The organism is Bacillus cereus group sp. BfR-BA-01350, from assembly GCF_022663775.1.
GTDB lineage: Bacteria > Bacillota > Bacilli > Bacillales > Bacillaceae_G > Bacillus_A > Bacillus_A paranthracis.
Map to the genome: position 1 here is coordinate 41,170 of NZ_JAKUGD010000015.1, position 25,100 is coordinate 66,269.

The window sequence follows — 25,100 nt, forward strand, 5'->3', positions numbered from 1 at the left end:
TTTATAAAGTATGAAACGCGTTTCCTGTCAAAGATATTTCAAAAAAATAATCCGTTATGCACTTATACACATAACGGATTAAAACTACACTGTAGATCGCTCCACAAGTTCATATGGAATTTCCACCTTTTCTTGTTTAGAGCTCTTGTCACTTATATGCCGGTAAAACATTTCAAAAGCTGTTTTCCCTATCTCCTTCAAATTTTGATCAATGGTTGTAAGTTGCAACACTTGCGAAATAGGTTGGTTATCTAAACCAATAATCGCTAAGTCCTCAGGAACTTGAATACCCAATTTCCCAACTTCCGTCATAACCCCAATCGCAACTTCATCTCCTGCTACTATTAACGCTTCAGGGAGATTCTGCATACCTTTTAACTTATGAGCGACTCTCACACCATCTTCTAATGTAAAACATTCTGTGAAAATCCATTCTTCATTCACTTCTTCATCTATAGATTGCAATTGACGCTTATACACATCAAAACGTTTTTGACTACTCGGTCCTAGCTTTCTTCCCGTGCAATAACCAATTTTTTTATAACCTTTTTCAATCAGGTGATTCATTCCTAGCTGGAAAGCTGCCGAATGATTTGTATATACACTTGAGATATGTGAAATATCATTGTCTTCACAAGCAATGATTGTGCCGTATGAAGCATACGGTTCTATCATTTCCCAATCATTTGCACGTGAACAAATAATAAGGCCATCTAATTGTTTTGTTTTTAACATATGTAAACTTTTCATTTCTTCTTTTTTATTATAATTCGTTTGGCAAAGTAGCACTCTGTAATTATGAGCTAACGCCACCTCCATCATCCCGCCCACCATCGCATCAAAACATGGATGATTAATATACGGTAAAATTACACCAACAATATTCGTTTTCCCTTTTGATAAATGAACAGCATTTGCGTTTTGTGAGTAATTCAACTTCTCAACTATCTCTATAACCGCTTTCCTTTTTTCTTCACTTACATACGGATGATCATTCAATACTCTCGAAACAGTCGTAACTGAAACTCCCGCCATCTTTGCAATATCTTTAATATTAGCCATACACTCACCTCTACTTTTAAATTAATAAATTCCATGAACATATGTCAAACCTTCTCATCATTACACCTTCATTCATTTTTCTTACAAAAGTGTAATTTCCCTGTAAGCTAATTCGATAGTTACTCTCCGCTATTTTTCATACAATTAAGTCAGAAACAGGGCAACCATTATTCGAAAAGGAGCGGATTTATATGATGAACAAAGTGAAATCAAACATTTTTTTAAATACAATGGGCATGGTATTTTCCGCTCTTATCGATGCAAAAGCTGTTGCCTCTACATTAAACAAGTAAGGAGAATATACGATGAATAACATTACTTTTAACAAATTAGATTTTTTAGGACTAGCTAGCGGATCAGTTCTTCTTACTGCTTTTATTTACGCCGCTACGCTTGTATAACTTTTGTGTCCCCTTTCCCCTTTATATAGAAGAAGACGACCGTCTATGCCCGGTCGTCTTTTCTTACTTTTGATTTGATTGCAAAGCTTCCTTTAGCTCCTCAAACCTCTCATTTAATTGATCTGTCATCATTTTCATAGCTGTTTTTCGATCTATTTGTTCTTCAGCATCAATTTGAATTGGGTCTCCAAAAATTAATTGTGCTCTTTTTCCTTTTATTAATTCTTTTACACTTGAGGGACCAATATAAGCTGCCGGTATTAATGGAACGTTAGAACGCATCGCAATTGTCACAGCACCAGCTTTTAACGAAACATCTTCTGTCGATCTCGTTCCACTCGGGAAAATCCCTACCACTTTTCCTTCTTTTAATAAGCGTGATGGAATTTTAAGTGTACTCGGTCCTGGATTTGCACGATCTACAGGGAATGCATTTACATTTTTAAAGAACCAATTTTTGAATTTCCCTTCAAATAATTCTTTTTTGGCCATGTAATGAATCCCTGTTGGGTACATCCCTGTAGCTAACATTAATACATCCATAAAACTTGTATGTGTACACGCAACAACATACGGGCCACCTTCTGGTAGCTTTTCTCTTCCTTGCACTTCTACTTTCCCAGCTGTTTTAAATATATATTTCAACAAAAATGTAATTGGTTTATACATTGGTTTCGTTCCTTTCTGAACATCCGAAGTATAGTCATTTTCTTACCTCAATTATAACACTAAGTTATAGGAGTTGGTAATAAAAATGAGTATTAATTGTTAAATTTCAATTCTTACAAAAGTGTAATTTTCTTGTAAGCTAATTCGATAGTTACTTCTTGCGATATTTCATACAATTAAGTCAGAAACAGGGCAACCATTATTCGAAAAGGAGCGGATCAATATGATGAACAAGCTGAAAACGAACAATCTTTTAAATACAATGGGCATGGTATTTTCCGCTCTTATCGATGCAAAAGCTGTTGCTTCTACATTAAATAAGTAAGGAGAATGCATCATGAATAACATCACTTTTAACAAATTAGATTTTTTAGGATTAGCTAGCGGCTCTCTTCTTCTTACTGCTTTTATTTACGCTGCTACGCTTGTATAACTTTGTGTCCCCTTTCCCCTTTATATAGAAGAAGACGACCGTCTATGCCCGGTCGTCTTTTTAAATATTTCTTTCTTTTAACTCTTTTAAAAGCTCTATCATTTCAGCTTGTTGTTTTATCTTCTTACGACCATTTCGATTAATTGCTGCAAGCTCACAAGCAACTCCAACGGCGAAGAAAAACAATAAACTTTCTAACATATGAAATCCTCCAATTGCCTATTAAACAGCTTGACGTAATTGCTCTTCTTGTAACATCTTCTTATTTATATTTTCTTCTTTCCTCTGACAAACATTATTACGAATAAGTGCTGCAATAACAAGTAAAGTCCCTACAATATCAAACATTGTTATTTGATATCCTTGCATCATCATAATAACTAAGGTTGTAATTGGTACAAAATTAATAAATAAAATCCCATTAATGGACGATAAAATTTTCACACCATAGTTCCAAGCTAGTAACGCTACTATTCCCGGTAATGTCATCATAAATAACAAATCATATTTCACGACAGAAATCGTTCCCATACTCGGAACTGAAACATATCCAAGCGACGTAATAAGTACCGTTATAATTCCTGTAACGGTCGTACCGAATACACACGTCAATGTAGAGTAACGTAATGTCGACCAATCGCTACACGTTTGACCACCCATCGTATAAATAACCCAACCTACAACTCCAACAAATATACATGCTAGTGAAAACATGTTATCTTTCAATGTTAAAAAGAAACTCATGTCGCCCTTTGTAATAACAAATACAGCCCCTACAAAAGCGATAATCATGCTCGTTATCATATATTTTTTCGGTTTTATATGCTTATATCCCCATAAAATACAAATAGAAATCATCGGCATAAGTGCTTCCATAATGGAGGCTACCATCACGCCTGATTTTCCCATTAACATTTGACCTAAAAATACAAGTACATTATATACAGTAAACGCCATCGTTCCGAAAAAGACGAGTAACTTTCCTCTTCCTTCTAAACGAAATGCCTGTTTCCCTTCTTTCATTAACAACAATATAATCAGCATTATCGCCACCGCTCCATAGCGAATAAGCGAAAAATAAAACGGATCTATGTATTCTAACGCATGATCAGCAACTGGAAACATCGCTCCCCATGACATACTTGCAATTAAACATGCTAAAGCTCCTATTATCATTTGACCTCTTCTCACCACAATCCCCCGCTTCTTTCTATTTGCACAAAGAGAATTGTAAAAGAAAAAATATATCACGTAAAATGATTCAAAATGATGTTAACTATCATTTATAATGATAGTTAACATCAAGGAGGACAGTATTATGGAATTAAGAGATTTACAAATCTTCCAGAGCGTTGCCGACCAAGGTAGTGTAAGTAGCGCAGCAAAGGAATTAAATTACGTACAATCAAATGTAACAACGCGTATTAAACAACTGGAGAACGAGCTGAAAACACCGCTCTTTTATCGTCATAAACGAGGCATGACTTTAACAGCTGAAGGAAGAAAAATGCTCGTTTATGTTAATAAAATTTTGCAAGATGTTGACGAGTTAAAACAAGTATTTTTAGATAGTGAAACACCCTCTGGCATATTAAAAATCGGTACTGTCGAAACAGTAAGTACATTACCTACCATTTTATCTTCTTACTATAAAAGCTATCCGAACGTCGATTTATCATTACAAGCAGGTCTAACAGAAGAATTAATTAGAGAAGTACTCAATCATCAACTAGATGGCGCTTTTATATCAGGGCCAATAAAACATCCCCTTATTGAACAATATGATGTTAGTACAGAGAAATTAATGCTTGTAACACAAAATAAAGCTTTTCATATAGAAGAATTTACAACAACGCCTCTACTCGTTTTTAACCAAGGTTGTGGATACCGTTCCAAACTAGAACGATGGCTGAAAGACGAAGGTTTGCTACCAAAAAGAATTATGGAATTTAATATATTAGAGACTATATTAAACAGTGTTGCACTCGGCCTTGGAATTACGCTCGTACCACAGTCTGCTGTCCACCATCTTTCTAAAGCAGGGAAAGTACATTGTCATGCAATCCCTGAAAAATACGGCAGTATTTCAACAGTTTTCATACGCCGCAAGGATAGCTATATGACAAATTCAATGCGTAGCTTTTTAAAAACAATCGAAGAGCACCACCACATTAATATGCTTTAAAAGACATTCTTACACGAATGTCTTTTTTTCTTACAAAAGTGTAAGTCTTCCGTAAGCTAATTCGATAGTTGCAGGCGATCATATTTCCTATAATTAAGATATAAAGCAGGGCAACAACAATTCGAAAAGGAGCGAATACGCATGATGAACAAAATGAAATCAAACAAATTTTTAAATACAATGGGCATGGTGCTATCCGCACTTGTCGATGCAAAAGCTGTTACAACTACATTAAACAAATAAGGAGAGATTATAATGAACAACATTACATTTAACAAATCAGACTTTATCGGACTTGCAAGTGGAGCGACTCTTCTTACAGCTTTCATTTACACACTTGCTAAAGGTCTTGTTTAACACTTTGTTTCCCCAAACCCCTTTATATATAGAAAAAGCTGCTCGTCTTATAGACAAGCAGCTTTTTAGTTTGTCCCGCTTTAATGGGCAGTAAGATCCCCACCTCAAAATTCAGCGAAAGCAAAGAAGTTAGGTGGGGTCGGGCTGCCCATTAAAGTCCGATTGGTGAGGGCTGATAATCAGTGGGGGATGAAGCCCCCCACTGATTAAAGTTTCACTTTATTTCATATATAATTTTACCTGTTTTCGTCATATCATATCCGCCAATCGCTTTTAGTTCATTATGAAATTCTTCCGATTGCAGAATGTCTTTTACAACTTCGATCAACTCTTCATTTTCTTTATTCTTCAAAATCACTAAATCATACTGCTCTTTCATGATTGGAATAAAGTCTACATTTACAATTTGCGAAAACTTTTCTGATCCTACTCCCACATCAGCTTTCCCATTCGCGACTTGCGTAGCAACACCAAGATGATTCGATTCTTCCCATTCATATCCACTAATACGTTCTTTATTTAAATTTTGAATGCGCAATTGTTCATCGACTAACACCCTAATACCAGAACCTTTTTCTCGATTTACAAATCGTATAGATGATTGAGATAAATCATCCCATGTTTTTATATTTTTTGGATTTCCCTTTTGCACATAAAACCCAACGTTCCTTGCTAATAAATTAATCATCGTACATGGTTGTCCTACTAAAATACGTTTTACGTAAGGAACATTATATGTACCCGTTTCGCCATCAAACAAATGCAAGCTAACGATACTTCCTTCTCCTTGATACATTTTTACTAGGCTCGTTAAACTACCTTGATATGCCCTTAATATATTTGAACTTGGCAGGCGATTTTCTATACGTTTTGCCAACATGTCTAACGTTAGTTCTTGTCCGCTAATAATACATGTATTCGAGATACTATTACTGTCATTCTTTACAGAAGTAACTTGTACGTTACCTGTTTTCATTTGCTTAATATATTGTTCTAAATCTGCTGCATCAATGCGCATCTGTCTACCAATTCTATAAGAAGGCAGTTCTCCTTTTTTAATTAAATCGTATACAGTTAATTTTGATACTTTTAATCGCTTCGCTACTTCTTCCGTTGTGTAGGAATGATGATCCATAGACGATTCCTCACTTTCTTTCTTCATTGTAACAAAGAAAAGAATATTTCTCCTATATTTTAAAAATAACTACATCGTTCAAATTATATTCAATTATAACTAGTTATATTTAGTTATATTTAGTTATAATTAATTATGTAAAAACGAAAGGGGATTTTTTATGAATAAGTTTACATTACAATCCATCGGGGCACTTATCCTTTCTTTTCTTCTTATATTTAGTGTTGCATGTACAAGCGGAGAGAAGAAAGAGAAATCAACCGCTAAAGAAGGAAAAACAGTTGAACTTACTATATCAGCAGCTGCAAGCTTACAAGATGCGCTAAAAGAAATTGAAACAAAATATAAAGAAAAAGAACCTAATATTAAACTTTCTTTTAACTTCGGCGCTTCTGGTGCACTTCAACAACAAATCGAACAAGGTGCACCTGCTGATTTATTCTTCTCAGCAGCCGAAGATAAATTCCAAACTCTCGTTAAAAAAGGATTCATTAATGAAAAAGAGGGGAAAAATCTCCTTGGAAACGAACTCGTTCTAGTCGTCCCAAAAGATAGTTCTCTTACAAAAATTCAAGATTTAAAAGATGAAAAAATAAAAAAAATCGCACTTGGTACACCTGAATCTGTACCTGCGGGAAAATACGCAAAAGCTTCTCTCACACATGAAAATCTTTGGAATGACATTCAAAATAAAGTCGTATTTACAAAAGATGTTCGCCAAGTGTTAACATATGTAGAAACAGGTAATGTTGATGCTGGTATTGTATACAAAACAGATGCTCTTATTTCAAACAAAGTAAAAGTTGGTGAGACAGCAGCGGATACTTCTCATGAGCCAATTCACTATCCTTTAGGTGTTATAAAAGAATCTAAACACAAGAAAGAGGCGACTTCATTTTATGAGTATTTGCAGTCAAAAGATGCACAATCTATCTTTAAAAAATACGGATTTACAGTCCTATCATAATTGCCATGAGCTTTGATACTATTTTATCACCAATCTTTCTATCTTTACGAGTAGCTGCATGTGCCACCATTATCGTTACCATTTTAGGAACGATAATCGGACGAGCGCTAGCACGCTCCTCATGGAGATATAAAGTAATATTAGAAACTATTTTCTTACTACCAATGGTACTTCCGCCAACTGTAATCGGCTTTTTTCTCATTATCATTTTTGGAAATAACAGTCCCATTGGAATGTGGATAGAATCAATATTTCAGCAATCTATTATGTTCACATCTACTGCTGCTATCATTGCTTCTACAGTTGTTGCATTTCCACTTATGTATCAATCAGCAAAAACAGGATTTTCTATCGCGAATGTACAAATTGAAGAAAGTGCTCGTGACCTTGGTGCAAGTGAATATCAAGTTTTTCTACACGTCACACTTCCGCTTGCATTTCCTGCCTTACTAAGTGGAATGATTTTGAGCTTTGTTCGTGCGCTTGGTGAGTTTGGTGCTACGCTCATGTTTGCCGGAAACATTCCTGGTAAAACACAAACTATCCCAACTGCCATTTACATGGCGATTGATGCAAGTAATATGCAGCTCGCCTGGACACTAGTAGTTATCACTATTAGTATGTCCCTCCTATTTTTGCTATGTATTCAGCTTATTAATAAAAGAATTACTAACTCTTAAGGCAGCTCTTTTTGAAGCTGCTTTTTTATTTCTTAGGAAATAAAAATATACCACCGGGAAATAACTGAATTTTAATTTTTATTTAAATATACATTCTATTTGAATTTACTTTCTAAAATAGGCAATTTCCTGTTATTATATGGAGGTGTTTGAAAAAATGAAGAAATGAAAACGCATTTATATCGTGAATTCTTCATCCTGTTTTAGCGATCGGTAATCTTCTACTCTAGTAGTGGGGCATTACCGATCGTTAGAACGATATGTAATTATATTGGTATAGCAAAACGAAGGGAGTCTTGTAATGGACATTTTATTAGCGCTTCTTCCTGCAATTGCATGGGGAAACATCTTATTAGTAAGCGTAAAAATGGGCGGTGGTGCATATAGCCAAACGGTAGGTATGACAATCGGTGCTCTATTCTTCGCAACAATTATGTATGTATTTACTCAACCAACTTTAACAATGACAATCTTGATTGTTGGTTTTATTTCAGGTTTATTCTGGGCTTTAGGACAAGTAAACCAATTAAAAACAGTTGAAAAACTAGGCGTTTCAACTACTGTAACAATTTCCACTGGTATGCAACTTGTTGCAACTTCTATCTTTGGGGTTATCGCTTTTCGTGAGTGGACTACTACTACAACGATCATTCTGGGAACGATTGCAATCCTATTAATCGTAGTTGGTGTTGTATTCACATCATTAGATGATAAAGAAAATGCTCAGCCACCAGGACAATTGAAAAAGGGCCTTCTTACTTTAATTGTTTCTACTTTTGGCTATCTTGTATATGTAATTATTATTCGTTGGTATAACATCGATGGTTGGTCTGCTATTTTACCACAAGCAGTTGGTATGTTTGTTGGTGCGGTTGTACTGACATCTAAACATAAACCATTTAACAAATATGCAATCCGTAACGCTTTATCTGGTTTACTATGGGGAACTGGAAACTTATTCTTACTTCTTTCATTACCACGTGTCGGAGTAGCAACAAGCTTCCCATTATCTCAAACTGGAATCGTTATCTCAACATTTGGTGCGATTGTCTTCTTAGGCGAAAAGAAAACGAAACGTCAATTGATCTTTATTGCGCTAGGTAGTGTTTTAATTATCGGCGGCGCTGTATTACTTGGTATGACAAAAGCATAAACTTATAATCTATTAGTAAACCCCTGAGGCACATATGCTTCAGGGGTTTTTTAATTCTAATTATTTTCTAGATATAATTATTTGTATGTTTTTGGCCCTTATAATTATTCTTCCACTCTAGCAAACCCGCTACACATATAAAGAGATTAATAACAGCTAATATTAGCATAACGTATAACCCAGTGGAGATATAAATTGAAATACTAACTACATTATATAAAATCCATAAATGCCAGTTTTCTAAGATTTTTCGACTTAGCATAAATTGAGCTACTAATCCTAGTACAGCATTTAAAGCGTCTAAATATGGACTTGTTGATTCTAAGTAATGGACTTGATAATACCCCCAACCAATCCATGCAACTAAAATAAAGATTATATAAAAAATACAACCTTTCAAATCTAAACGAACTGTTGCTTTTACCTCTTCCTCCCCACTACGTGCAATCCAATGATACCAACCATATACATTAAATATAAATTGAAAACCTGCCAATACTGCCATTGCATATAAACCTTGTGTAATAAAAATATACAGAAATACCGCAACGGTAATCATACCGAATAAAAAGTTGGATACTTTTTCTCTTGCTAATAGCCAAACATTAATAATTCCCATGACCGATGCAAAGATTTCAATATAGCTCGATTGAATATACAATCCAACCAATACACAAATAATACTAGTAATGAGTAAAAAGAGCGGACTTCTAATCATAATCATCTCTCCCCAGATGTGTAATAAATTCCCTATCACCAGTATAAGGAATCACTCTCCCTTTCACCATTAATTCCCTACTTTTCATTATCTATTCCATCTACAATAAGCCTTTTCTTTTTACAAAATTCTCTTAAAAATGGTATCGTTTTTTATAACATATCTCCACTAGAAAGGAATAGAGGATATGCTAACTAAACATCGAATTCTATTTATTGGTGCTGGTCGTATGGCAGAAGCTATATTTTCCGGATTACTTAAAACAAGCAAAGAATACATCGAAGAGATTATCGTTTCTAACCGAAGTAACGTAGAAAAGCTAGATCAATTACGAGCGCGATATAATGTGTCTACTACCACAGATTGGAAGCATCATGTTACATCTGTTGATACGATTGTTTTAGCAATGCCGCCTTCTGCACATGAAGAATTATTAGCAGAGTTATCTCCGTTACTATCGAATCAACTTGTCGTAACGGTAGCTGCCGGCATCGGCCCATCTTATTTAGAAGAAAGACTTCCTAAAGGAACGCCTGTTGCTTGGATTATGCCAAATACAGCTGCTGAAATTGGTAAGTCTATCTCCTTATACACGATGGGACAATTCGTAAACGAGACTGATCAAGAAACCCTGCAATTGCTTTTAGGGGGCATTGGTACTTCGCAACTTTGTACCGAGGAAGAAGTTCATCAACTTACTGCAGTTACTGGAAGTGCACCAGCCTTCCTTTATTACTTTGCTGAAAGTTTAATTGAAGCAACAAAAAGTTATGGAGTCGATGAAGCAACCGCAAAACACCTTGTCATTCAAATGATTTCTGGCTCTGCTTCTATGCTTGAACAAACACAAGATCCAGCTAACCTCCGTGAACAAGTAACAACGCCAGGTGGTTCCACAGCTGAAGGTCTCAAAGCTTTATATGAATATAATTTTTCAGAGGCAATTCAAAAAGCAGTAGAAGCGACAAACAAAAAAGCTAGGGGGAAATAATATGAGTTTAACAAGTTTAAAAGACTATACAACATTACATAACGGTGTAAAAATGCCTTGGTTCGGCTTAGGTGTTTTTAAAGTAGAAGATGGTTCAGAAGTAATCGAGTCTGTGAAAGCAGCAATTAAAAATGGCTACCGCAGTATAGATACTGCAGCAATTTATCAAAATGAAGAAGGCGTTGGCCAAGCAATCCGTGAATCAGGTGTTTCACGTGAAGAATTATTTATTACATCAAAAGTATGGAATAGCGATCAAGGGTATGAAACAACACTTCAAGCATTTGAAACTACATTAGAAAAATTAGGACTAGAGTATTTAGATTTATATTTAGTACATTGGCCTGTAAAAGGGAAATATACTGAATCATGGAAAGCGTTAGAAAAACTTTATAAAGACGGCCGTGTTCGTGCAATTGGGGTGAGTAATTTCCATATTCACCACTTACAAGACGTATTTGAAATTGCTGAAATTAAGCCAATGGTCAATCAAGTGGAATACCACCCACGTCTAGCACAAGAAGAGTTGCACGCTTTCTGTAAAGAACATAATATCCAGCTTGAAGCTTGGTCACCGTTAATGCAAGGACAACTACTAGATAATCCAACGTTGCAAGAAATTGCGACAAAATATAATAAATCAACTGCGCAAATTATTTTACGCTGGGATTTACAAAACGAAGTTGTAACAATTCCTAAATCAATTAAAGAACATCGTATTATTGAAAATGCAAACATCTTCGACTTTGAATTAAGTGCTGATGATATGAAAGCAATTCAAGCTTTAAATGAAGATCGTCGCGTTGGTCCAGATCCAGATAACTTTAACTTCTAGTAGAAAAACCACTGCCATATGCAGTGGTTTTTCATTTAAGAAAACTGAAAATTTAAACTATATTTCATTCAGTTGACACTTCATCATCCAAGGTGTAAGATTTTGAATTATCAAAGAAACACAAAAATTAATAAAGTTTATTCGTTTACTCATTGTATCAAGAGAGGTGGAGGGACTGGCCCTTTGAAACCTCGGCAGCAGGTTCATTTTTGAATACTGTGCCACTTCCTGCAAGCTTTATAGCTTGAAAGATAGAATGAGGGACTTCGTTTATATACGGGTGCATAACTTGTACGTAAAAATCCCTCTTTCTCAATACGAAAAGAGGGATTTTTTATTTTTCATTTCCCTCATCATCATCCAAACTTAATTATTTAGGAGGAAAATCAAATGAAAAAGAAGTTTGTACCCGGTATTGCATCAGTTGTAGGAGTAAGTATTTTATTAACTGGTTGCGGTAGTTATAAAAACGAAGCAAGCGGAGCAAATGCAAAAGACGAGGCGCCTAGTAAACAAGTTTTAAACTTATCTTCACCTACTGAAATACGAACAATGGATACAGCTCGTGCTACAGATACTGATTCTGGTCAAGTAATGAGAAACGTATTTGAAGGTTTGTATAACCTTGGTGAAGGTAATAAACCTGTCCCTGGTGTTGCAAAATCTCATGAAGTAAGTGGTGATAAAACGAAATACACATTCCACCTGCGAGATTCAAAATGGTCAAACGGTACTCCTGTTACAGCGAAAGATTTTGTCTTCGCTTGGCAAAGAGCTGTCGATCCAGCAACAGCCTCTGAATATGCATTTCTATTCTTTGATATTAAAAATGCAACAAAAATTAACAACAAAGAACTTCCAGCCGACCAACTTGGTGTAAAAGCAGTTGATGACCATACATTTGAGGTAGAATTAGAACGCCCTGTTCCATATTTTATTAGCTTAACAGCGTTCCCAACATTTCTACCAATTAACGAGGAATTCTTTAAAAAACAAGGTGATAAGTACGCTTTAGAAGACAATACAATCTTGTACAACGGCGCTTTTACACTAAGCGATTGGAAGCATGAACAAAGCTTTAAATTCAAGAAAAACCCTACCTATTGGGATAAAGATACTGTCAAACTAGAGGAAATCAATTTTAACGTCGTAAAAGAAAAATCAACAGAAGTAAACCTATTCGAATCAAAACAATTAGACCGTATAAAATTAACATCCGACTTCGTTGATAAATATAAAAAAGATGCGAACTTTAAAGAACGCCCGAACGTAGGCGTACAATTTTTACGTATGAACCAACAAAACAAAGTACTACAAAACGTGTCTGCACGCCAAGCAATCGATCAAACAATTGATCGAAAATCCTTTGTAAATACGTTATTAAATGATGGCTCTACACCAACCTTTGGTCTCGTTCCAAAAAACTTTGCAAAAGGGCCTGATGGAAAAGACTTCCGTACTATAAACGGGGATTTAACCAAAGTTGATACAAAATCTGCACAAGAGTTATGGAAAAAGGCGAAACAAGAGCTTGGTTCTGAAAAGATAACATTAGAATTATTAACAAGTGATGCTGACCTTGATAAGAAAACTGGTGAGTTCTTAAAAGGACAACTAGAAAAGAATTTAGATGGATTAACAGTAAATGTGAAACCACAACCACGTAAACAACAAGTTTCACTTTTATTAAAAGGTGACTATGAAATCGGTATTGATGGCTGGAGCCCTGACTTTGCTGACCCAATTACATTCCTTGAATTGTTTACAACGAATAACCCTTACAACTTAGATCATTACTCTAATAAGGAATTCGATGAAACAATTGAAAAAGTGAAAACGACTTTAGCTGGTGATGAAAAAGCTCGCTGGGAAGCATTACTAGCATCTGAAAAAATATTATTTAAAGACTCTGTTATCGCTCCCCTTTACCAAAAAGGCGAATCTTATTTAGAACGTTCTTATGTGAAAGGAATTGTGCAAGTAGACTTTGCAGGTCAATTAAACTTCAAATGGGCACAAATTGAAAAATAAAGTGAAACTTTAATCAGCCCCAACCAATCGGGCTTTTACGGGCAGTTGATCTCCCACCTAACTTCTTTGCTTCCGCTAAATTTTGAGGTGAGGGTCTTACTGCCCGTTAATGCGGGATAAAAGGCAAGCTGAATCGATGTTTTTCTATCTACAGTAATTATTTTATTGAAAAAATGTATTAAAAGCGGATTCTCAATAAGAGGAAATCCGCTTTTTTAATATATTATTTTAAAAAATTAATGCTCAACTTTTTATTATTGACATATAGTTCTCTCCAGTGTTAATATTCTAAATAATCAAAGAAACGAAATATTTCACCATCATAATATAACGTCTACTACGTCGAAGCATATAATGATAAATTATAGTTCAACATGTATATACATATAGAACACCTGATTACCTACATGTACATATTTATAATAGGTTTTCTCTTCTTCTATAAATACAATTCAAGACATGGACATTATGACGTTACGAACAACACATTTAGGGAGGAACGAACAATGAAGAAAAAAGTTGTACCTGTTGTTGCATCTGTTTTAGGGGCAAGTCTATTACTAACTGCTTGCGGGGGAAATAAAGATAACGCAAGCGGAGCGAAAGCAAATGATAAAGCACCTGATAAACAGGCAATTAACTTATCATTTGCTTCAGAAATTCCAACAATGGATGTTGCAAAAGCAACGGATGGGGAATCCATGAACGTAATGCGTAATGTTTTTGAAGGGTTATATGCAATGGGAGAAGATAATAAACCGATTCCTGGTGTCGCTGAGTCGGTTGACGTTAGTCCCGATAAAACGAAATATACATTCCATCTGCGTGATTCAAAATGGTCAAACGGTACTCCTGTTACAGCAAAAGACTTTGTCTTCGCTTGGCAACGTGCCGTAAACCCTGATACAGCAGCTGAATATGCATTCTTATTCTTCGATATAAAGAATGCGAAACAAATAAACCAAAAACAATTGCCGATTGATCAACTAGGGGTCAAAGCTATTGATGACAAAACATTAGAAGTACAACTAGATCGTCCTGTTCCCTACTTCTTAAGTTTAACGACATTCTCAACATTCTTACCAATTAATGAAGAGTACTTAAAGTCTCAAGGCGATAAATACGGTTTAGAAACAAATCATTTAATTTACAACGGTGCCTTCACATTAGATAACTGGAAACACGAGCAAAGCTTCCAACTGAAGAAGAATCCTAACTATTGGGATGCTAAAACGGTGAAATTAGAAGAAATCAACTTCAATGTCGTTAAAGATAAGTCTACAGAAGTGAACTTATATGATTCAGGACAAATTGATCGCGTTGCTTTAACTGCGGAGTTTGTTGATAAATATAAAGGCGATCCAAACTTCAAAGAACGCGCTGAAGTTGGCATTCAATTTTTACGACTCAATCAAAAAAATGAAACATTAAAAAATCAACATGCGCGCCTTGCTATTAACGGAGCAATGAATAAGAAAGCATACGTAGAAACAATTTTAAATAACGGCGCTGTTGCAGCTGAAGGAATGGTTCCTGCGAAATTCGCAAAAAGTCCTGATGGCAACGACTTCCGTAAAGAAAATGGAAATCTAGTGAAAGATGATGTGAAAACAGCGAAAGAAAACTGGAAAAAAGCGAAGCAAGAACTTGGTACTGACAAAGTAACAATTGAACTCCTAACAAGTGATAATGCTTTAGCTAAAAAGACTGGTGAATATTTAAAAGGTGAACTAGAAAAGAACTTAGATGGATTAACAGTGAATTTAAAACCACAACCACGTAAACAACAGTTAAAACTACTGTTAAGTGGTGACTATGAAATCGGTATTGATGGCTGGGGCCCTGACTTCGCTGATCCAATTACATTCTTAGATTTATTTACAACAGATAGTGCTTACAACTTCGATAAATACTCTAACAAAGAGTACGATGAGCTAATTCATAAAGTAAAAACAGATTTAGCTGGTGATGAAAAAGCTCGCTGGGAAGCAATGAAGCAAGCTGAAAAAATTCTATTACAAGACGGTGCTGTCGCTCCTTTATACCAACAAGGTCGTTCTTACTTACAACGCGGATTTATTAAAGGACTTGTAACAACTGACTTCGGTGGTGAGTTTAACTACAAGTGGACAGAAGTTGCAAAATAATAAGTGCTAATAAAAAGGTATCCCACCGAGGATACCTTTTTATTTTATGCTTCTTTAACTACAGAGCTTCTTCTTCCCTTTACCATCCCTTTTATAGCTAAAGTCATCACTGCTACTGATTGTGTAACCAATACAACAACTAATAATGAAATAATATTTCTCTCTAAACTAACTCCTCCAAATATTATTGTATAATAGCCATTCGCTGCATATGTTGCGGGAAATAACTCGCCAATTGTTTGATATGTTTTATAAAGCATCTCATGTGGGACAATTACACCGGAACTTACAAGTTGTAACGATAGTGAGATAATATTAAAAATCATACCTGCGTTTCCAAACACAGTTAGAAACATTTGTGTTAATGAAAGAAATGCAAAGAAAACTATTGTCAACAATCCTCTTCCCCTTCTTTTTGCATTGAACTAAAACTCATCATAAATATAAACAAAAACATTAAATACGTTCTCCATGTCAAAGAAGGTATATGCCCTGACCAAAGATAGCTAACTAAATAATTAATTCCCATAATACAAGACGATATTACTAAACTAATACTTATTAGTTTTGCATATTTGAGCATATCTTTTCTCCTTGTTTTTTATTTTTCTAATTCTTCAAATTGTAGATTCATTGGTTCTTCTAAGAGTGTTTCATAAAAGTTCTCTGCCAAATCTGTTGTAGGAATTTTTTCATCTACTTCATCAAATCGAATACTATCTAGCCACACACAACCTTCTCCTGATAATAAAACACCAAATGCAATACCAAGCGCTCCTTCTTTTATATCTAATACAACCGAGTACGATTGCCAATTATTCGTATTTTTAATGGGACGATTTTGCATATTATCCATAGCAAGCGGTTCTGTCTCTTTTCCGTCTACTCGCATCCACAACCCTGCCCAATCTCTTACATTTTCACTCTTAACAAATGCTGTAAAACGTAATCTCTTCCCTACATATTTATCTGCTCGGAACATTTGCATTAATGTTGAAAATCCTCCGTGCGTAACATTCTCTTTTGCTTTTATGTATGCAGATACTTTCCCTTGATGGACAACTTCATAATCTAAACCCATCTCATATTCAGCAGGATGACTTCCACTTAAGATCCATCCTTTCGGTATACCTTTTTGCATTGAAACACCCTCTCTTTCTATATAAAATGACTGGAAGTACTTTCGATATTTCTTTGGTGGCAATTGAAACATTCTTTTAAAAGCTCTCGTAAATGCCTCTTGTGAGGAAAAACCATATTGCATTGCAATATCAATAACTGCTCTTTCAGTCGATACTAAAGTCTGCGCAGCATGAGTTAACCTTCTCTTTCGAATATAATCCGTTACACTCATCCCAACATATCTTTGAAAGATACGATGAAAATGGTACATCGATACTGCACTGTGAGATGCCACTCTTTCTGTTGTAAGCTCCTCATGTAAGTGATTCTCTATATATTCAATTGATTTTTTTATTATCTCTTTATACTCTTCATGCATTTTAGTCCCTCCCTCACAACTTCAATTTACCATATACATACAAATCTTTTTTGATTTAAATTGCGGATTAGCCCTTGTGACTACAGAATAATAATTTATTTTCAACACATACATAATTACATGTTTTTGGGAAAAACTTGTATAGAACGAATTTACATAAGGAGGAATTTATAATGAGAATTCTACTATCAGTTTTATTAGTTCTTATGCTAGTACCTGCATTAACAGGATGTAAAGCTCCTGCAAAAGAAGATACAACTTCTAATAAAAAGACGACTGAAGAAGCAAAAAACGAGGCTCCTGCAGATTTAAAACTAAACTTCAATGAATTCGATTTAAAGGCAGACTACCAAGATACAAAGAAAGACTACGAAGCAGACTATAAAAATGTAGCAGCTGATAAGAAAATGGAAGCAAAAATTGAAGATCATAAAGCAGATGTAAAATTAACAGGAGACGAGGCTATCACAAAATTAAGCCCACTTCTACAAGAATTAAAATTTGATAAAGATACTGCCGACCAAGAAGTAATCGATCAAGTAGTGAACGTGTTCAAACTTGATAAAGACTACCAAAAATTCGATTTAGAAGTTGTCTTCTCTGATGGAACGAAAAAAGAATATAAAAGAGAAATAAAATAAAGAAGTAGGCAGTCGCCTACTTCTTTATTTTTGCATATCTTAAATCTGGTTTAGATCCAACATAATATTGAAGTCCAGATACCGTTTGTTTTTGTAAATAGGAATCCGACGGGAATATAATTGGAATTAATGGTGAATCTGTAAACATAATATCTTCCGCTTTATGCAATAAGTCAAAACGCTTATCTTCATTTTGTTCAACTTCTGCTTCCTTCACTAAAGCATCAAATTCTTTATTATGCCATTTTGCATAATTGTTTGGACCATCACCTGCATATAAATCTAATTTAGTAATTGGGTCTAATAGAGAACCGCCCCATCCCATATAAGCTAATTGGAAATCACTTTGCTTATATGTGTCGATGTAACTCTTCCACTCTTTATTTTCTAATTTAATATCTACGCCAAGATTTTTCTTAAACATTTCTTGCATTGCTTCTGCTACTTTTTTATGTTGTGTATCTGTAGTGAACTTTAATGTTACTTCAGGTAATGTAGACCAGCCTTGTTCTTTCATGCCTTCTTCTAATAATTTTTTCGCTTCTGCTGGATCAAATTTAACGTAACCACCTTTTTCTTTACGGAAATCACGCCCACTTTGTGTTTTTGCTCCTTCTGGAACGAATGCATTTGCTTCTTGTGCATTGTTTTTATACAGTTTTTCAACAATAAACTTACGATCAACTGCTAACGAGAATGCTTTACGTACCTTTGCATTTGTGAACGGCTCTTTTTCTACGTTAAACGAATAAATATAAGATGAGAATCCTGCAACACGCTTGTATTCTTTATTTCCTTTTTCTTTCTCAATCATCTCTTGTGGTAAACCACTTAGCACATCTAATTCTTTTGATTTGTATAATTGGTACGCTGTTTTAGAATCTGGAATAATACGAAACTCAATTTCTTTTAATGTTACCTTTTTATCATAGTATTCTTTATTTTTTTGTACTGTAATAGCCTGATTATGCTTCCATTCTTTTAATGTGAATGGTCCGTTCGTAATTAACTCTTTTGGATCTGTTTTTAATTTATTATTATCATCAATTGATTTTTTAGATAATGGAATGAATAATGAGCTTGCTAACTTTTGTTTAATAGAAGACACTGGGTGCTCAAGTGTTACCTTTAATGTTTGAGGATCAATGACTTGAATGCCAACTTGTCCTTCTTCACCTTTTCCAGTATTGTATGCCTCTGCCCCTTTAATAAAATACATTTCTGTCGCATTCATAGAACCCGTTTTCGGATTTAATAATCGCTTCCATGCAAATTCAAAATCATTTGCTGTAATAGCAGAACCATCTGACCATTTAATATCTTTCTTTAAATGAATTGTATACTCAGTTCCATCAGCATTTACTTCTTCTTTCTCTGCTAATTCATTTTGATATTTCCCATCACTATCTTGCGTATATAAGCTTGAGAATAAATGTCCAATTACATAACCTGAAGTACTATCTGTCGCGATAGCGGAATCAAGTGTATATGGATCGCTACCAATATTCGTTACTAATCGATCTCCTTCTCCCTTACCAGCACTCGCCTTTTGCGTCTCTTTCTTACCGCAAGCGACAGAAGTAATTGCTAAAACAGTCATAATGACAAACAGTAAAAACTTCTTCATCCTACATTCTCCTTTAACCTGAAATTTTTGGTGTTGATGCTAATAATGTTTTTGTATAAGAATGTTGTGGATTACGGAATACTTCGTCCGTATTTCCAAATTCAACAAGTTCTCCTTTGTATAAGACAGCTACTTTTTCACATAAATAGTGAACCATCGGTAAATCATGCGCGATAAATAAATATGTATAACCTTGTTCTTTTTGGATTTTTTGCAGCAGATGTACAATTTGAATTTGCAATGAAACATCTAATGCTGAAATTGGTTCATCAAGAATTAATACTTCTGGCTCACATAATAAAGCTCTTGCAATAGCAATTCGTTGACGTTGTCCTCCGCTAAATTCGTGCGGATAGCGATCGATATATCGTCTATCTAATCCCACACGTTCTAGCGCATCACCTGCTACTTTATCCTTTAATCCTTTATCACCTAAACCGAATGAAATATAACCTTCCGTTACGCTATCGCGTACTTTCCAGCGCGGATTTAATGCTGCTGTGGAATCTTGAAAAATAAACTGTACTTTCTGTAAGAAATCACGTTTATGAGCTGCATTCAACTTTTGAACGACTTGACCGTTATAATCAATTTCACCAGACGTTGGGCTCTCAATCCCAGCTATGAGCTTACCAAGTGTTGTTTTTCCTGAACCACTTTCTCCAATAATGCCAAGCGTTGTGCCTTTCGAGATCGTAAGTGATATGTCTTTTAACGCTGCGATTTCTTTATTTTTACTTCCATACGTTTTCGTTACTTGCTTTACAGTAATTAAATCTGTCGTCATGAGGCATTCACCTTCTCTTTTGATTTCGCTTTATTATGCTCCAGAACATGTTGCCAGCAATGTGAACTATGCTCCTTGGAATATGTTGTTCTCTCTGGGAAACGATGAATACATTCTTTTATCGCTACTGGACAACGATTTACAAAAGGACAACCAAAGCTATTTAACGTCTCAATGGAAGGTGTCGTCCCTTCTATTGCACGTAATACTTTTTCGGAATCATCCATATTGGGAATTGCTTGTAATAAGCTTTTTGTGTATGGATGTTTAGGAGAACCTATCACTTCCTCTATCGTTCCTTTTTCAACAACACGTCCTCCATACATCACAACTACTCGATCCGCTACTTCACGTACAAGTGCTAAATCGTGCGTAATTAGTAAAATACTCGTATTTTGCTTTTCCTTTCTTTCCTTTAATAACTCCATAATTTGCTTTTGAATTGTTACATCTAATGCTGTCGTAGGTTCATCCGCAATAACGAGTTTTGGGTGGCAAGCAAATGCGATTGCTAAACAAATACGTTGCCTCATACCTCCGCTTAATTGATGTGGGTACTGTTCAAAGCGTTTCTCTGCTTCATGTATCCCTAAATCATTTAATAAGTTAATCGCAATTTCTTTTGCTTCTTTTTTCGATTTCTTTTCGTGTTGCAAAATCACCTCTGTAATTTGCCTTCCCACCTTCATCGTCGGATTTAAAGATGAAAGTGGATCTTGAAAGATAAAAGAAATATCTTTCCCACGAATTTGATTCCATTCTGATTCTTGTAGATTCGTTAATGCCTTTGATTCGAAAGATATATTTCCATCATCAATTTGAATTGATTCTTGATTTAAGCCGATAATAGATTGTGCTGTAACACTTTTCCCTGAGCCACTTTCTCCTACAAGTGCAACTATTTCACCTTCGCTAACAGAAAAGGAAACATGCTTCACAATTGCTTGTTTACTATTCTCTTTTTCAACGGCTAACGTTACGTTTTCTAAAGATAAGAGCTGTCCCATGTTTTTTCTCCTTTCGATTCTGTTTTACGATTTTTGGATCAATTGCATCTTGTAAACCATCACCAATCGCATTAAATGCGAACATAATGAGCGCAATCATGATTGCTGGGAAGAATAGCTGCCACCATTCCCCGCTTAGTAATGTCCCAAGTGCATCATTCGTCATCGTCCCCCAGCTTGCTGCCGGTGATTGCACTCCTAGTCCGATAAAGCTTAAAAATGATTCTGAGAAAATAGCTGCTGGAATTGTAAATGATAAATTTACGATAATAATGCCTGTTAAGTTCGGAATTAAGTGCCCGTATATAATTTTCATATGTGATGTACCTAATCGCTCCGCTGCAATAACAAACTCTCTTTGTTTTAAAGATAAGACTTGCGCCCTAACGAGACGTGCCATACCAATCCATCCTGTTAATGCAAGGGCGATGATAATGGTAAAAAGACCTGGTTTCATAACAATTAATAGTAAAATAACAATTAATAAATACGGGATACCGTATAACACTTCGATTCCTCGTATAATCCACTCATCAATTAATGTCCCAAGGCGATTGCGCCCTCTCACATATCCACTAAATCCTCCAATTAGCACACCAAGTCCTATATCAAGAGCAGCTGCCACTAATCCAACTGTTAATGAAATTTTCCCGCCAGCCCAAGTACGTGCCCATATATCTCTTCCCAAATCATCTGTTCCGAACCAATGCTCACTACTAGGTGGTAAGTTTGTTGCCTCTTTTACTTGTTCACTCGCAGTAAATGGCGTTAAACTTTCACCAACAAGTGAAAAAACAATAATGAGTAATAACGTCACTGATCCTAAAACTGCGATTGGATTCGATACAAACTTACGAAACACTTCTTTCTTTCGGCTAATCTTTTGCTGATCTTTATTTATTGTTAATTCTTTTTTCTCTTCATTTGTTAATAACTGGTCATTAATTTCATAAGCCCCCATCTAAACATCTCCCTCCTTACGTAATAGAACGAATACGTGGATCAACAATACGATGAATAATATCTGTAATAAAAATACATACAATTAAAAGTGCACTATAAAAAATGGTTGTTCCCATAATCACTGGATAATCTCGATTAAAAATACTATCTACAAAATATTTTCCGAGACCAGGAATTGAAAAAATCTTTTCAATAACGAAAGTACCTGTTAAAAGTCCCGCCATTAATGGTCCAACAAATGTAAGTACCGGAACAATTGCATTTCGAAGAGCATGTCTTATAATAATCTTCTTAATCGGTATACCTTTCGCTCTCGCTAACTTAATATAATCACTCTGCAAAACTTCAATCATATTAGAGCGAACAAATCTTGTAATCACTGCGATTGGTCCTAACGCTAATGCAAAGGATGGCAATACCGTATGTTCAAATGTACCCCAAGAGGCTACTGGTAAGAGCTCGAATTGAATAGCGAATACTTGTATAAATAGTGGTGCTAAAATAAAACTCGGAATAGAAATACCGAGGATGGCAAGTAAACTTACACCGTAATCAATTACCTTCCCATGATAGAGAGCAGCAAATGTACCTGCAGCAATTCCGACTAGCAATGAAATAATAAGTGCTTGTAAACCAATAATTGCTGATGGACCAAAACCAGTTGTTATAATTTCTGATACACCTTGCCCGGTTGATTGAACAGATTCACCAAAATCAAAATGAACTACGCCGTCTAAATAAGCAACATATTGATTCCATAACGGTTCATCAAGGTGATACTTCGCTCTCATGTTTTGGATCACTTCTTCAGGAAAGATTTTTGCATCTGATGAAAATGGATCCCCCGGAATAATATGCATAATTAGAAATGTCACCGTCGTAATAACCCATATCGTGAACACCATAACTGATAATTTTTTAATTACATACACTTCAATAACCCCCTAAACACATATATTTACTTAGTTTTATGAACGTACTTTTTCCATTACTCCCTTTTCTCTTTTTTAGAATACAAAAAGCCTTGATCTTAAAAAATAAGATCAAGGCTTAATAAACAAAGGCCCATCACTTATCTTTCAAGACTTGCTTGCTGGAATTAGCACGGTGTTCCTATTACAGAACCCGCTGCTGAGGTGTCATAGGGCCAGTCCCTCTACCTCTCTGGATAAGTAAATTGCTATATTATTATTTGGTTCAAATTGTATATTTCGAATTATAATTCTGAAAAAATGAAAAGTCAATCAAATTGGATATATTTAGAAAAATCAGTTTTTAATAGTGTATTTATCTAAATTACAGTTTTTCGCCTATAATAAAAAAACGATATGAAAGGAGTTATATGATGGATCCCTTACTTCTAGCAACTATAGGATTACCATTAACAATCGTTATACTTGTTATCATTGGATTTTATAAACTTTTCATTAAAAAGAAAAGCATTACCTCTTTTTACACCCCCTTTGATAATATTACCGGGCAAACTATTTCCGAATTTCACGAAGAACAGAAGGTATTAGTATCCGAGGATGAAGACGGCGATCGTAAGAAGAAAAAATAACCTTGCACAGGCAAGGTTATTTTTTCGTTTCTGCTTGAAAACGTTTATAGTATGTCGATGCTGTTGCAAAATTAATTTCTATATCACGAATCAACGATGAATCTTCTTCTTTAGCTAATTTCTGTAATTTTTTCATTGCTTGTTCCGATTCATTCAAGAAACCGACATATACCTCATGTTCTTGCTCTTTCGACTTCGGAACACGAATTTCTTTTCGTATATGATCAATATCTTCTAACATGCTCGTTGTTACCTTTTGCACATCTTCTTTATATGTAGCAGTCGTTATTTCCTTACCGCCCTTTTCTTTTGCTACTTCAAATAACTGCAGTGCGTTATTAATTTCTTTATTCATTTTCAAATCGTATTTTTCATGTACTGCACGGTATTCTTTCATTTCTTCTGTTTGTTCTGTAGATTGCTCTACCTTTTCTTTCGGTTCTTTCGTATCCTTATTTCCATTACATCCTGCTAGAAGGATCATACTTCCCATTACAGCAATACCCAAAGCCTTCTTCATCTCTTCTTCTCCTTTTATCTACAGCTACTACTCATTATAGTTTCTTTTATCTCTACTTGTTATTATACCGAGAACATCCTACTTTTTACACTTAAGACGACATCGTAATATATATACCAACATGTTTGTCACAGTATCGTCACTTTATACAAATAACTTTTGCACTGCTTTACTACAGCACCTTACAAAACTGTAAGCACACATAAAGAACAAACCATGCTAGACTTACATATGCATAACGCAAACATATGTAAGTTTTTAAGGAGAATCATCTATGTACAATACAATGCCTTTTATGGGAGAAGATATTCGTGTCCTTATTCGCGAAAAATCACTTCATATCGAAAATACAGAGAGCCTTCGCCGCGTATTAAAAAAGAAGCATGCTCCATTTAAGTTAGCCCAATATTTAAAACAACAACATACAAATCAATTTCATACATTGCTAAATATATCAGATAAATCATTAACAATCGAAATCATCGGTCATGTCTACATTGGAAACTTCGCAGATATCTTAAAAGAAATCCCACGTATACCGAAAATTGCTCCTATTGTCGTTAAAAAAGCGTATAAAATTACCGACCATACCGATATTATCGACTGCGGGGAAAAAGAAGTTGATAGTAATCGCTGGGTGTGGGATAAACTTGCTGTTTTATATGATACGATCATGAATAATATGTATGAGGTATTTGAAAGAAATAAAAAAAAGAACTGATTCAAATA

Annotated in this window: 29 protein-coding genes and 2 riboswitches; of the genes, 14 read left to right on the top strand and 15 right to left on the bottom strand. The window is 35.1% G+C overall.

Annotated elements, in window-relative coordinates; genetic code table 11:
- Positions 1-84: 84 nt before the first annotated feature.
- Positions 85-1,062 carry a LacI family DNA-binding transcriptional regulator gene (locus MR147_RS23550; RefSeq protein ID WP_074608864.1) on the bottom strand — a complete coding sequence of 326 codons (978 nt, stop codon included), beginning with the start codon at positions 1,060-1,062 and terminating at the stop codon, positions 85-87.
- 305 nt (positions 1,063-1,367) lie between these two features.
- Here MR147_RS23550 and MR147_RS23555 point away from each other — a divergent pair, with 305 nt between their 5' ends.
- Positions 1,368-1,463 (top strand): DUF3948 family protein, encoded by a 96-nt coding sequence (locus MR147_RS23555; RefSeq protein WP_001060010.1) that lies wholly within the window; start codon positions 1,368-1,370, stop codon positions 1,461-1,463.
- A 63-nt stretch (positions 1,464-1,526) separates the two neighbouring features.
- Here MR147_RS23555 and MR147_RS23560 read toward each other — a convergent pair whose 3' ends face one another.
- Positions 1,527-2,132 (bottom strand): lysophospholipid acyltransferase family protein, encoded by a 606-nt coding sequence (locus MR147_RS23560; RefSeq protein WP_242304791.1) that lies wholly within the window; start codon positions 2,130-2,132, stop codon positions 1,527-1,529.
- A 337-nt stretch (positions 2,133-2,469) separates the two neighbouring features.
- Between MR147_RS23560 and MR147_RS23565 the strand changes: the two genes are divergently transcribed.
- On the top strand, positions 2,470-2,565 hold the full coding sequence (locus MR147_RS23565; RefSeq protein WP_001060007.1) for a DUF3948 family protein: 96 nt from the start codon (positions 2,470-2,472) through the stop codon (positions 2,563-2,565).
- Between the two features lie 60 nt (positions 2,566-2,625).
- On the opposite strand, the gene MR147_RS23570 is transcribed toward MR147_RS23565, so the two are convergent.
- Positions 2,626-2,766, bottom strand: coding sequence for a YrzO family protein (locus tag MR147_RS23570; protein ID WP_000894066.1), 141 nt, complete (start codon positions 2,764-2,766; stop codon positions 2,626-2,628).
- Positions 2,767-2,787: 21 nt separating this feature from the next.
- On the bottom strand, positions 2,788-3,756 hold the full coding sequence (locus tag MR147_RS23575; protein ID WP_139302826.1) for a DMT family transporter: 969 nt from the start codon (positions 3,754-3,756) through the stop codon (positions 2,788-2,790).
- 127 nt (positions 3,757-3,883) lie between these two features.
- On the opposite strand from MR147_RS23575, the gene MR147_RS23580 reads away from it, so the two are divergent.
- Both MR147_RS23580 and MR147_RS23585 read left to right on the top strand, forming a co-directional pair.
- Entirely contained in the window at positions 3,884-4,750 is an 867-nt protein-coding gene (locus tag MR147_RS23580) for a LysR family transcriptional regulator (protein WP_074608868.1), read from the top strand.
- Between the two features lie 255 nt (positions 4,751-5,005).
- Positions 5,006-5,107 carry a DUF3948 family protein gene (locus MR147_RS23585; RefSeq protein WP_001060016.1) on the top strand — a complete coding sequence of 34 codons (102 nt, stop codon included), beginning with the start codon at positions 5,006-5,008 and terminating at the stop codon, positions 5,105-5,107.
- 214 nt (positions 5,108-5,321) lie between these two features.
- On the opposite strand, the gene MR147_RS23590 is transcribed toward MR147_RS23585, so the two are convergent.
- Positions 5,322-6,269 carry a helix-turn-helix transcriptional regulator gene (locus MR147_RS23590; protein WP_074608872.1) on the bottom strand — a complete coding sequence of 316 codons (948 nt, stop codon included), beginning with the start codon at positions 6,267-6,269 and terminating at the stop codon, positions 5,322-5,324.
- Positions 6,270-6,402: 133 nt separating this feature from the next.
- Here MR147_RS23590 and modA point away from each other — a divergent pair, with 133 nt between their 5' ends.
- The 3 genes from modA to MR147_RS23605 all read left to right on the top strand — a co-directional run bounded on the left by modA (position 6,403) and on the right by MR147_RS23605 (position 9,042).
- Positions 6,403-7,209, top strand: a complete 807-nt coding sequence (gene modA, locus MR147_RS23595) for a molybdate ABC transporter substrate-binding protein (protein WP_074608874.1) — start codon at positions 6,403-6,405, stop codon at positions 7,207-7,209.
- Between the two features lie 5 nt (positions 7,210-7,214).
- Positions 7,215-7,889 (top strand): molybdate ABC transporter permease subunit, encoded by a 675-nt coding sequence (gene modB, locus MR147_RS23600; protein WP_016716275.1) that lies wholly within the window; start codon positions 7,215-7,217, stop codon positions 7,887-7,889.
- A gap of 301 nt (positions 7,890-8,190) precedes the next feature.
- A complete protein-coding gene (locus MR147_RS23605) occupies positions 8,191-9,042 on the top strand; it encodes a GRP family sugar transporter (protein WP_074608876.1) in 852 nt (283 codons plus the stop codon).
- 67 nt (positions 9,043-9,109) lie between these two features.
- Here the strand turns inward: MR147_RS23605 and pnuC are convergent, their stop codons facing one another.
- A complete protein-coding gene (gene pnuC, locus MR147_RS23610; RefSeq protein WP_074608878.1) occupies positions 9,110-9,760 on the bottom strand; it encodes a nicotinamide riboside transporter PnuC in 651 nt (216 codons plus the stop codon).
- A gap of 187 nt (positions 9,761-9,947) precedes the next feature.
- Between pnuC and proC the strand changes: the two genes are divergently transcribed.
- The 4 genes from proC (at position 9,948) to MR147_RS23630 (ending at position 15,764) form a co-directional block, all read left to right on the top strand.
- Entirely contained in the window at positions 9,948-10,751 is an 804-nt protein-coding gene (gene proC / locus MR147_RS23615; protein ID WP_074608881.1) for a pyrroline-5-carboxylate reductase, read from the top strand.
- A gap of 1 nt (position 10,752) precedes the next feature.
- Positions 10,753-11,586, top strand: a complete 834-nt coding sequence (locus MR147_RS23620) for an aldo/keto reductase (protein WP_000060176.1) — start codon at positions 10,753-10,755, stop codon at positions 11,584-11,586.
- A gap of 151 nt (positions 11,587-11,737) precedes the next feature.
- A riboswitch (SAM riboswitch) is annotated at positions 11,738-11,844 on the top strand.
- Positions 11,845-11,976: 132 nt separating this feature from the next.
- Positions 11,977-13,617: a peptide ABC transporter substrate-binding protein gene (locus MR147_RS23625; RefSeq protein WP_000726476.1), complete on the top strand. Its 1,641-nt coding sequence runs from the start codon at positions 11,977-11,979 to the stop codon at positions 13,615-13,617.
- Between the two features lie 506 nt (positions 13,618-14,123).
- A complete protein-coding gene (locus tag MR147_RS23630) occupies positions 14,124-15,764 on the top strand; it encodes a peptide ABC transporter substrate-binding protein (protein ID WP_000731077.1) in 1,641 nt (546 codons plus the stop codon).
- Between the two features lie 44 nt (positions 15,765-15,808).
- Here the strand turns inward: MR147_RS23630 and MR147_RS23635 are convergent, their stop codons facing one another.
- From MR147_RS23635 to MR147_RS23645, 3 genes are read right to left on the bottom strand one after another with little or no spacing between them, the layout of a single operon-like run.
- Positions 15,809-16,159 carry an ABC-2 transporter permease gene (locus MR147_RS23635; RefSeq protein ID WP_139302830.1) on the bottom strand — a complete coding sequence of 117 codons (351 nt, stop codon included), beginning with the start codon at positions 16,157-16,159 and terminating at the stop codon, positions 15,809-15,811.
- Positions 16,156-16,347: a hypothetical protein gene (locus MR147_RS23640; RefSeq protein WP_074608885.1), complete on the bottom strand. Its 192-nt coding sequence runs from the start codon at positions 16,345-16,347 to the stop codon at positions 16,156-16,158. The genes MR147_RS23635 and MR147_RS23640 overlap by 4 nt, the downstream gene beginning before the upstream one ends.
- Before the next feature lie 18 nt (positions 16,348-16,365).
- Positions 16,366-17,265: a helix-turn-helix transcriptional regulator gene (locus tag MR147_RS23645; protein WP_074608887.1), complete on the bottom strand. Its 900-nt coding sequence runs from the start codon at positions 17,263-17,265 to the stop codon at positions 16,366-16,368.
- 173 nt (positions 17,266-17,438) lie between these two features.
- Here MR147_RS23645 and MR147_RS23650 point away from each other — a divergent pair, with 173 nt between their 5' ends.
- Positions 17,439-17,906 carry a YusW family protein gene (locus tag MR147_RS23650; RefSeq protein ID WP_074608889.1) on the top strand — a complete coding sequence of 156 codons (468 nt, stop codon included), beginning with the start codon at positions 17,439-17,441 and terminating at the stop codon, positions 17,904-17,906.
- 16 nt (positions 17,907-17,922) lie between these two features.
- Here the strand turns inward: MR147_RS23650 and MR147_RS23655 are convergent, their stop codons facing one another.
- Genes MR147_RS23655 through MR147_RS23675 form a run of 5 tightly spaced genes read right to left on the bottom strand, consistent with a single transcriptional unit; the run spans position 17,923 to position 23,222 of the window.
- Positions 17,923-19,533 (bottom strand): peptide ABC transporter substrate-binding protein, encoded by a 1,611-nt coding sequence (locus MR147_RS23655; RefSeq protein WP_074608890.1) that lies wholly within the window; start codon positions 19,531-19,533, stop codon positions 17,923-17,925.
- 13 nt (positions 19,534-19,546) lie between these two features.
- The gene (locus MR147_RS23660; protein WP_074608892.1) at positions 19,547-20,320 is read right to left on the bottom strand and encodes an ABC transporter ATP-binding protein; all 774 of its coding nucleotides are present in this window, start codon (positions 20,318-20,320) and stop codon (positions 19,547-19,549) included.
- Positions 20,317-21,327, bottom strand: a complete 1,011-nt coding sequence (locus tag MR147_RS23665) for an ABC transporter ATP-binding protein (RefSeq protein ID WP_000531256.1) — start codon at positions 21,325-21,327, stop codon at positions 20,317-20,319. Before MR147_RS23665 ends, MR147_RS23660 begins: the two co-directional genes overlap by 4 nt.
- On the bottom strand, positions 21,284-22,288 hold the full coding sequence (locus tag MR147_RS23670) for an ABC transporter permease (protein ID WP_000501524.1): 1,005 nt from the start codon (positions 22,286-22,288) through the stop codon (positions 21,284-21,286). The genes MR147_RS23665 and MR147_RS23670 overlap by 44 nt, the downstream gene beginning before the upstream one ends.
- A 16-nt stretch (positions 22,289-22,304) precedes the next feature.
- Positions 22,305-23,222 (bottom strand): ABC transporter permease, encoded by a 918-nt coding sequence (locus MR147_RS23675; RefSeq protein ID WP_074608893.1) that lies wholly within the window; start codon positions 23,220-23,222, stop codon positions 22,305-22,307.
- A gap of 137 nt (positions 23,223-23,359) precedes the next feature.
- Positions 23,360-23,465: riboswitch (SAM riboswitch) on the bottom strand.
- A gap of 170 nt (positions 23,466-23,635) precedes the next feature.
- Here MR147_RS23675 and MR147_RS23680 point away from each other — a divergent pair.
- A complete protein-coding gene (locus MR147_RS23680; protein WP_000371392.1) occupies positions 23,636-23,851 on the top strand; it encodes a DUF3951 domain-containing protein in 216 nt (71 codons plus the stop codon).
- Positions 23,852-23,867: 16 nt separating this feature from the next.
- On the opposite strand, the gene MR147_RS23685 is transcribed toward MR147_RS23680, so the two are convergent.
- Entirely contained in the window at positions 23,868-24,371 is a 504-nt protein-coding gene (locus MR147_RS23685) for a hypothetical protein (RefSeq protein WP_071728633.1), read from the bottom strand.
- A 274-nt stretch (positions 24,372-24,645) separates the two neighbouring features.
- Here MR147_RS23685 and MR147_RS23690 point away from each other — a divergent pair, with 274 nt between their 5' ends.
- Positions 24,646-25,092, top strand: coding sequence for a hypothetical protein (locus MR147_RS23690; RefSeq protein ID WP_074608895.1), 447 nt, complete (start codon positions 24,646-24,648; stop codon positions 25,090-25,092).
- Positions 25,093-25,100: the final 8 nt, after the last annotated feature.

Bases quoted from the DNA above. Each gene is read 5' to 3' on its own strand.
- MR147_RS23685 (WP_071728633.1), bottom strand. From the start codon at position 24,371: ATGAAGAAGGCTTTGGGTATTGCTGTAATGGGAAGTATGATCCTTCTA.
- MR147_RS23690 (WP_074608895.1), top strand. From the start codon at position 24,646: ATGTACAATACAATGCCTTTTATGGGAGAAGATATTCGTGTCCTTATT.
- MR147_RS23665 (WP_000531256.1), bottom strand. From the start codon at position 21,327: ATGGGACAGCTCTTATCTTTAGAAAACGTAACGTTAGCCGTTGAAAAA.
- MR147_RS23660 (WP_074608892.1), bottom strand. From the start codon at position 20,320: ATGACGACAGATTTAATTACTGTAAAGCAAGTAACGAAAACGTATGGA.
- modA (WP_074608874.1), top strand. From the start codon at position 6,403: ATGAATAAGTTTACATTACAATCCATCGGGGCACTTATCCTTTCTTTT.
- MR147_RS23655 (WP_074608890.1), bottom strand. From the start codon at position 19,533: ATGAAGAAGTTTTTACTGTTTGTCATTATGACTGTTTTAGCAATTACT.
- MR147_RS23590 (WP_074608872.1), bottom strand. From the start codon at position 6,269: ATGAAGAAAGAAAGTGAGGAATCGTCTATGGATCATCATTCCTACACA.
- pnuC (WP_074608878.1), bottom strand. From the start codon at position 9,760: ATGATTAGAAGTCCGCTCTTTTTACTCATTACTAGTATTATTTGTGTA.
- MR147_RS23570 (WP_000894066.1), bottom strand. From the start codon at position 2,766: ATGTTAGAAAGTTTATTGTTTTTCTTCGCCGTTGGAGTTGCTTGTGAG.
- MR147_RS23645 (WP_074608887.1), bottom strand. From the start codon at position 17,265: ATGCATGAAGAGTATAAAGAGATAATAAAAAAATCAATTGAATATATA.
- MR147_RS23620 (WP_000060176.1), top strand. From the start codon at position 10,753: ATGAGTTTAACAAGTTTAAAAGACTATACAACATTACATAACGGTGTA.
- MR147_RS23625 (WP_000726476.1), top strand. From the start codon at position 11,977: ATGAAAAAGAAGTTTGTACCCGGTATTGCATCAGTTGTAGGAGTAAGT.
- MR147_RS23630 (WP_000731077.1), top strand. From the start codon at position 14,124: ATGAAGAAAAAAGTTGTACCTGTTGTTGCATCTGTTTTAGGGGCAAGT.
- MR147_RS23565 (WP_001060007.1), top strand. From the start codon at position 2,470: ATGAATAACATCACTTTTAACAAATTAGATTTTTTAGGATTAGCTAGC.
- proC (WP_074608881.1), top strand. From the start codon at position 9,948: ATGCTAACTAAACATCGAATTCTATTTATTGGTGCTGGTCGTATGGCA.
- MR147_RS23605 (WP_074608876.1), top strand. From the start codon at position 8,191: ATGGACATTTTATTAGCGCTTCTTCCTGCAATTGCATGGGGAAACATC.
- modB (WP_016716275.1), top strand. From the start codon at position 7,215: ATGAGCTTTGATACTATTTTATCACCAATCTTTCTATCTTTACGAGTA.
- MR147_RS23670 (WP_000501524.1), bottom strand. From the start codon at position 22,288: ATGGGGGCTTATGAAATTAATGACCAGTTATTAACAAATGAAGAGAAA.
- MR147_RS23580 (WP_074608868.1), top strand. From the start codon at position 3,884: ATGGAATTAAGAGATTTACAAATCTTCCAGAGCGTTGCCGACCAAGGT.
- MR147_RS23555 (WP_001060010.1), top strand. From the start codon at position 1,368: ATGAATAACATTACTTTTAACAAATTAGATTTTTTAGGACTAGCTAGC.
- MR147_RS23650 (WP_074608889.1), top strand. From the start codon at position 17,439: ATGAGAATTCTACTATCAGTTTTATTAGTTCTTATGCTAGTACCTGCA.
- MR147_RS23680 (WP_000371392.1), top strand. From the start codon at position 23,636: ATGGATCCCTTACTTCTAGCAACTATAGGATTACCATTAACAATCGTT.
- MR147_RS23560 (WP_242304791.1), bottom strand. From the start codon at position 2,132: ATGTATAAACCAATTACATTTTTGTTGAAATATATATTTAAAACAGCT.
- MR147_RS23550 (WP_074608864.1), bottom strand. From the start codon at position 1,062: ATGGCTAATATTAAAGATATTGCAAAGATGGCGGGAGTTTCAGTTACG.
- MR147_RS23640 (WP_074608885.1), bottom strand. From the start codon at position 16,347: ATGCTCAAATATGCAAAACTAATAAGTATTAGTTTAGTAATATCGTCT.
- MR147_RS23585 (WP_001060016.1), top strand. From the start codon at position 5,006: ATGAACAACATTACATTTAACAAATCAGACTTTATCGGACTTGCAAGT.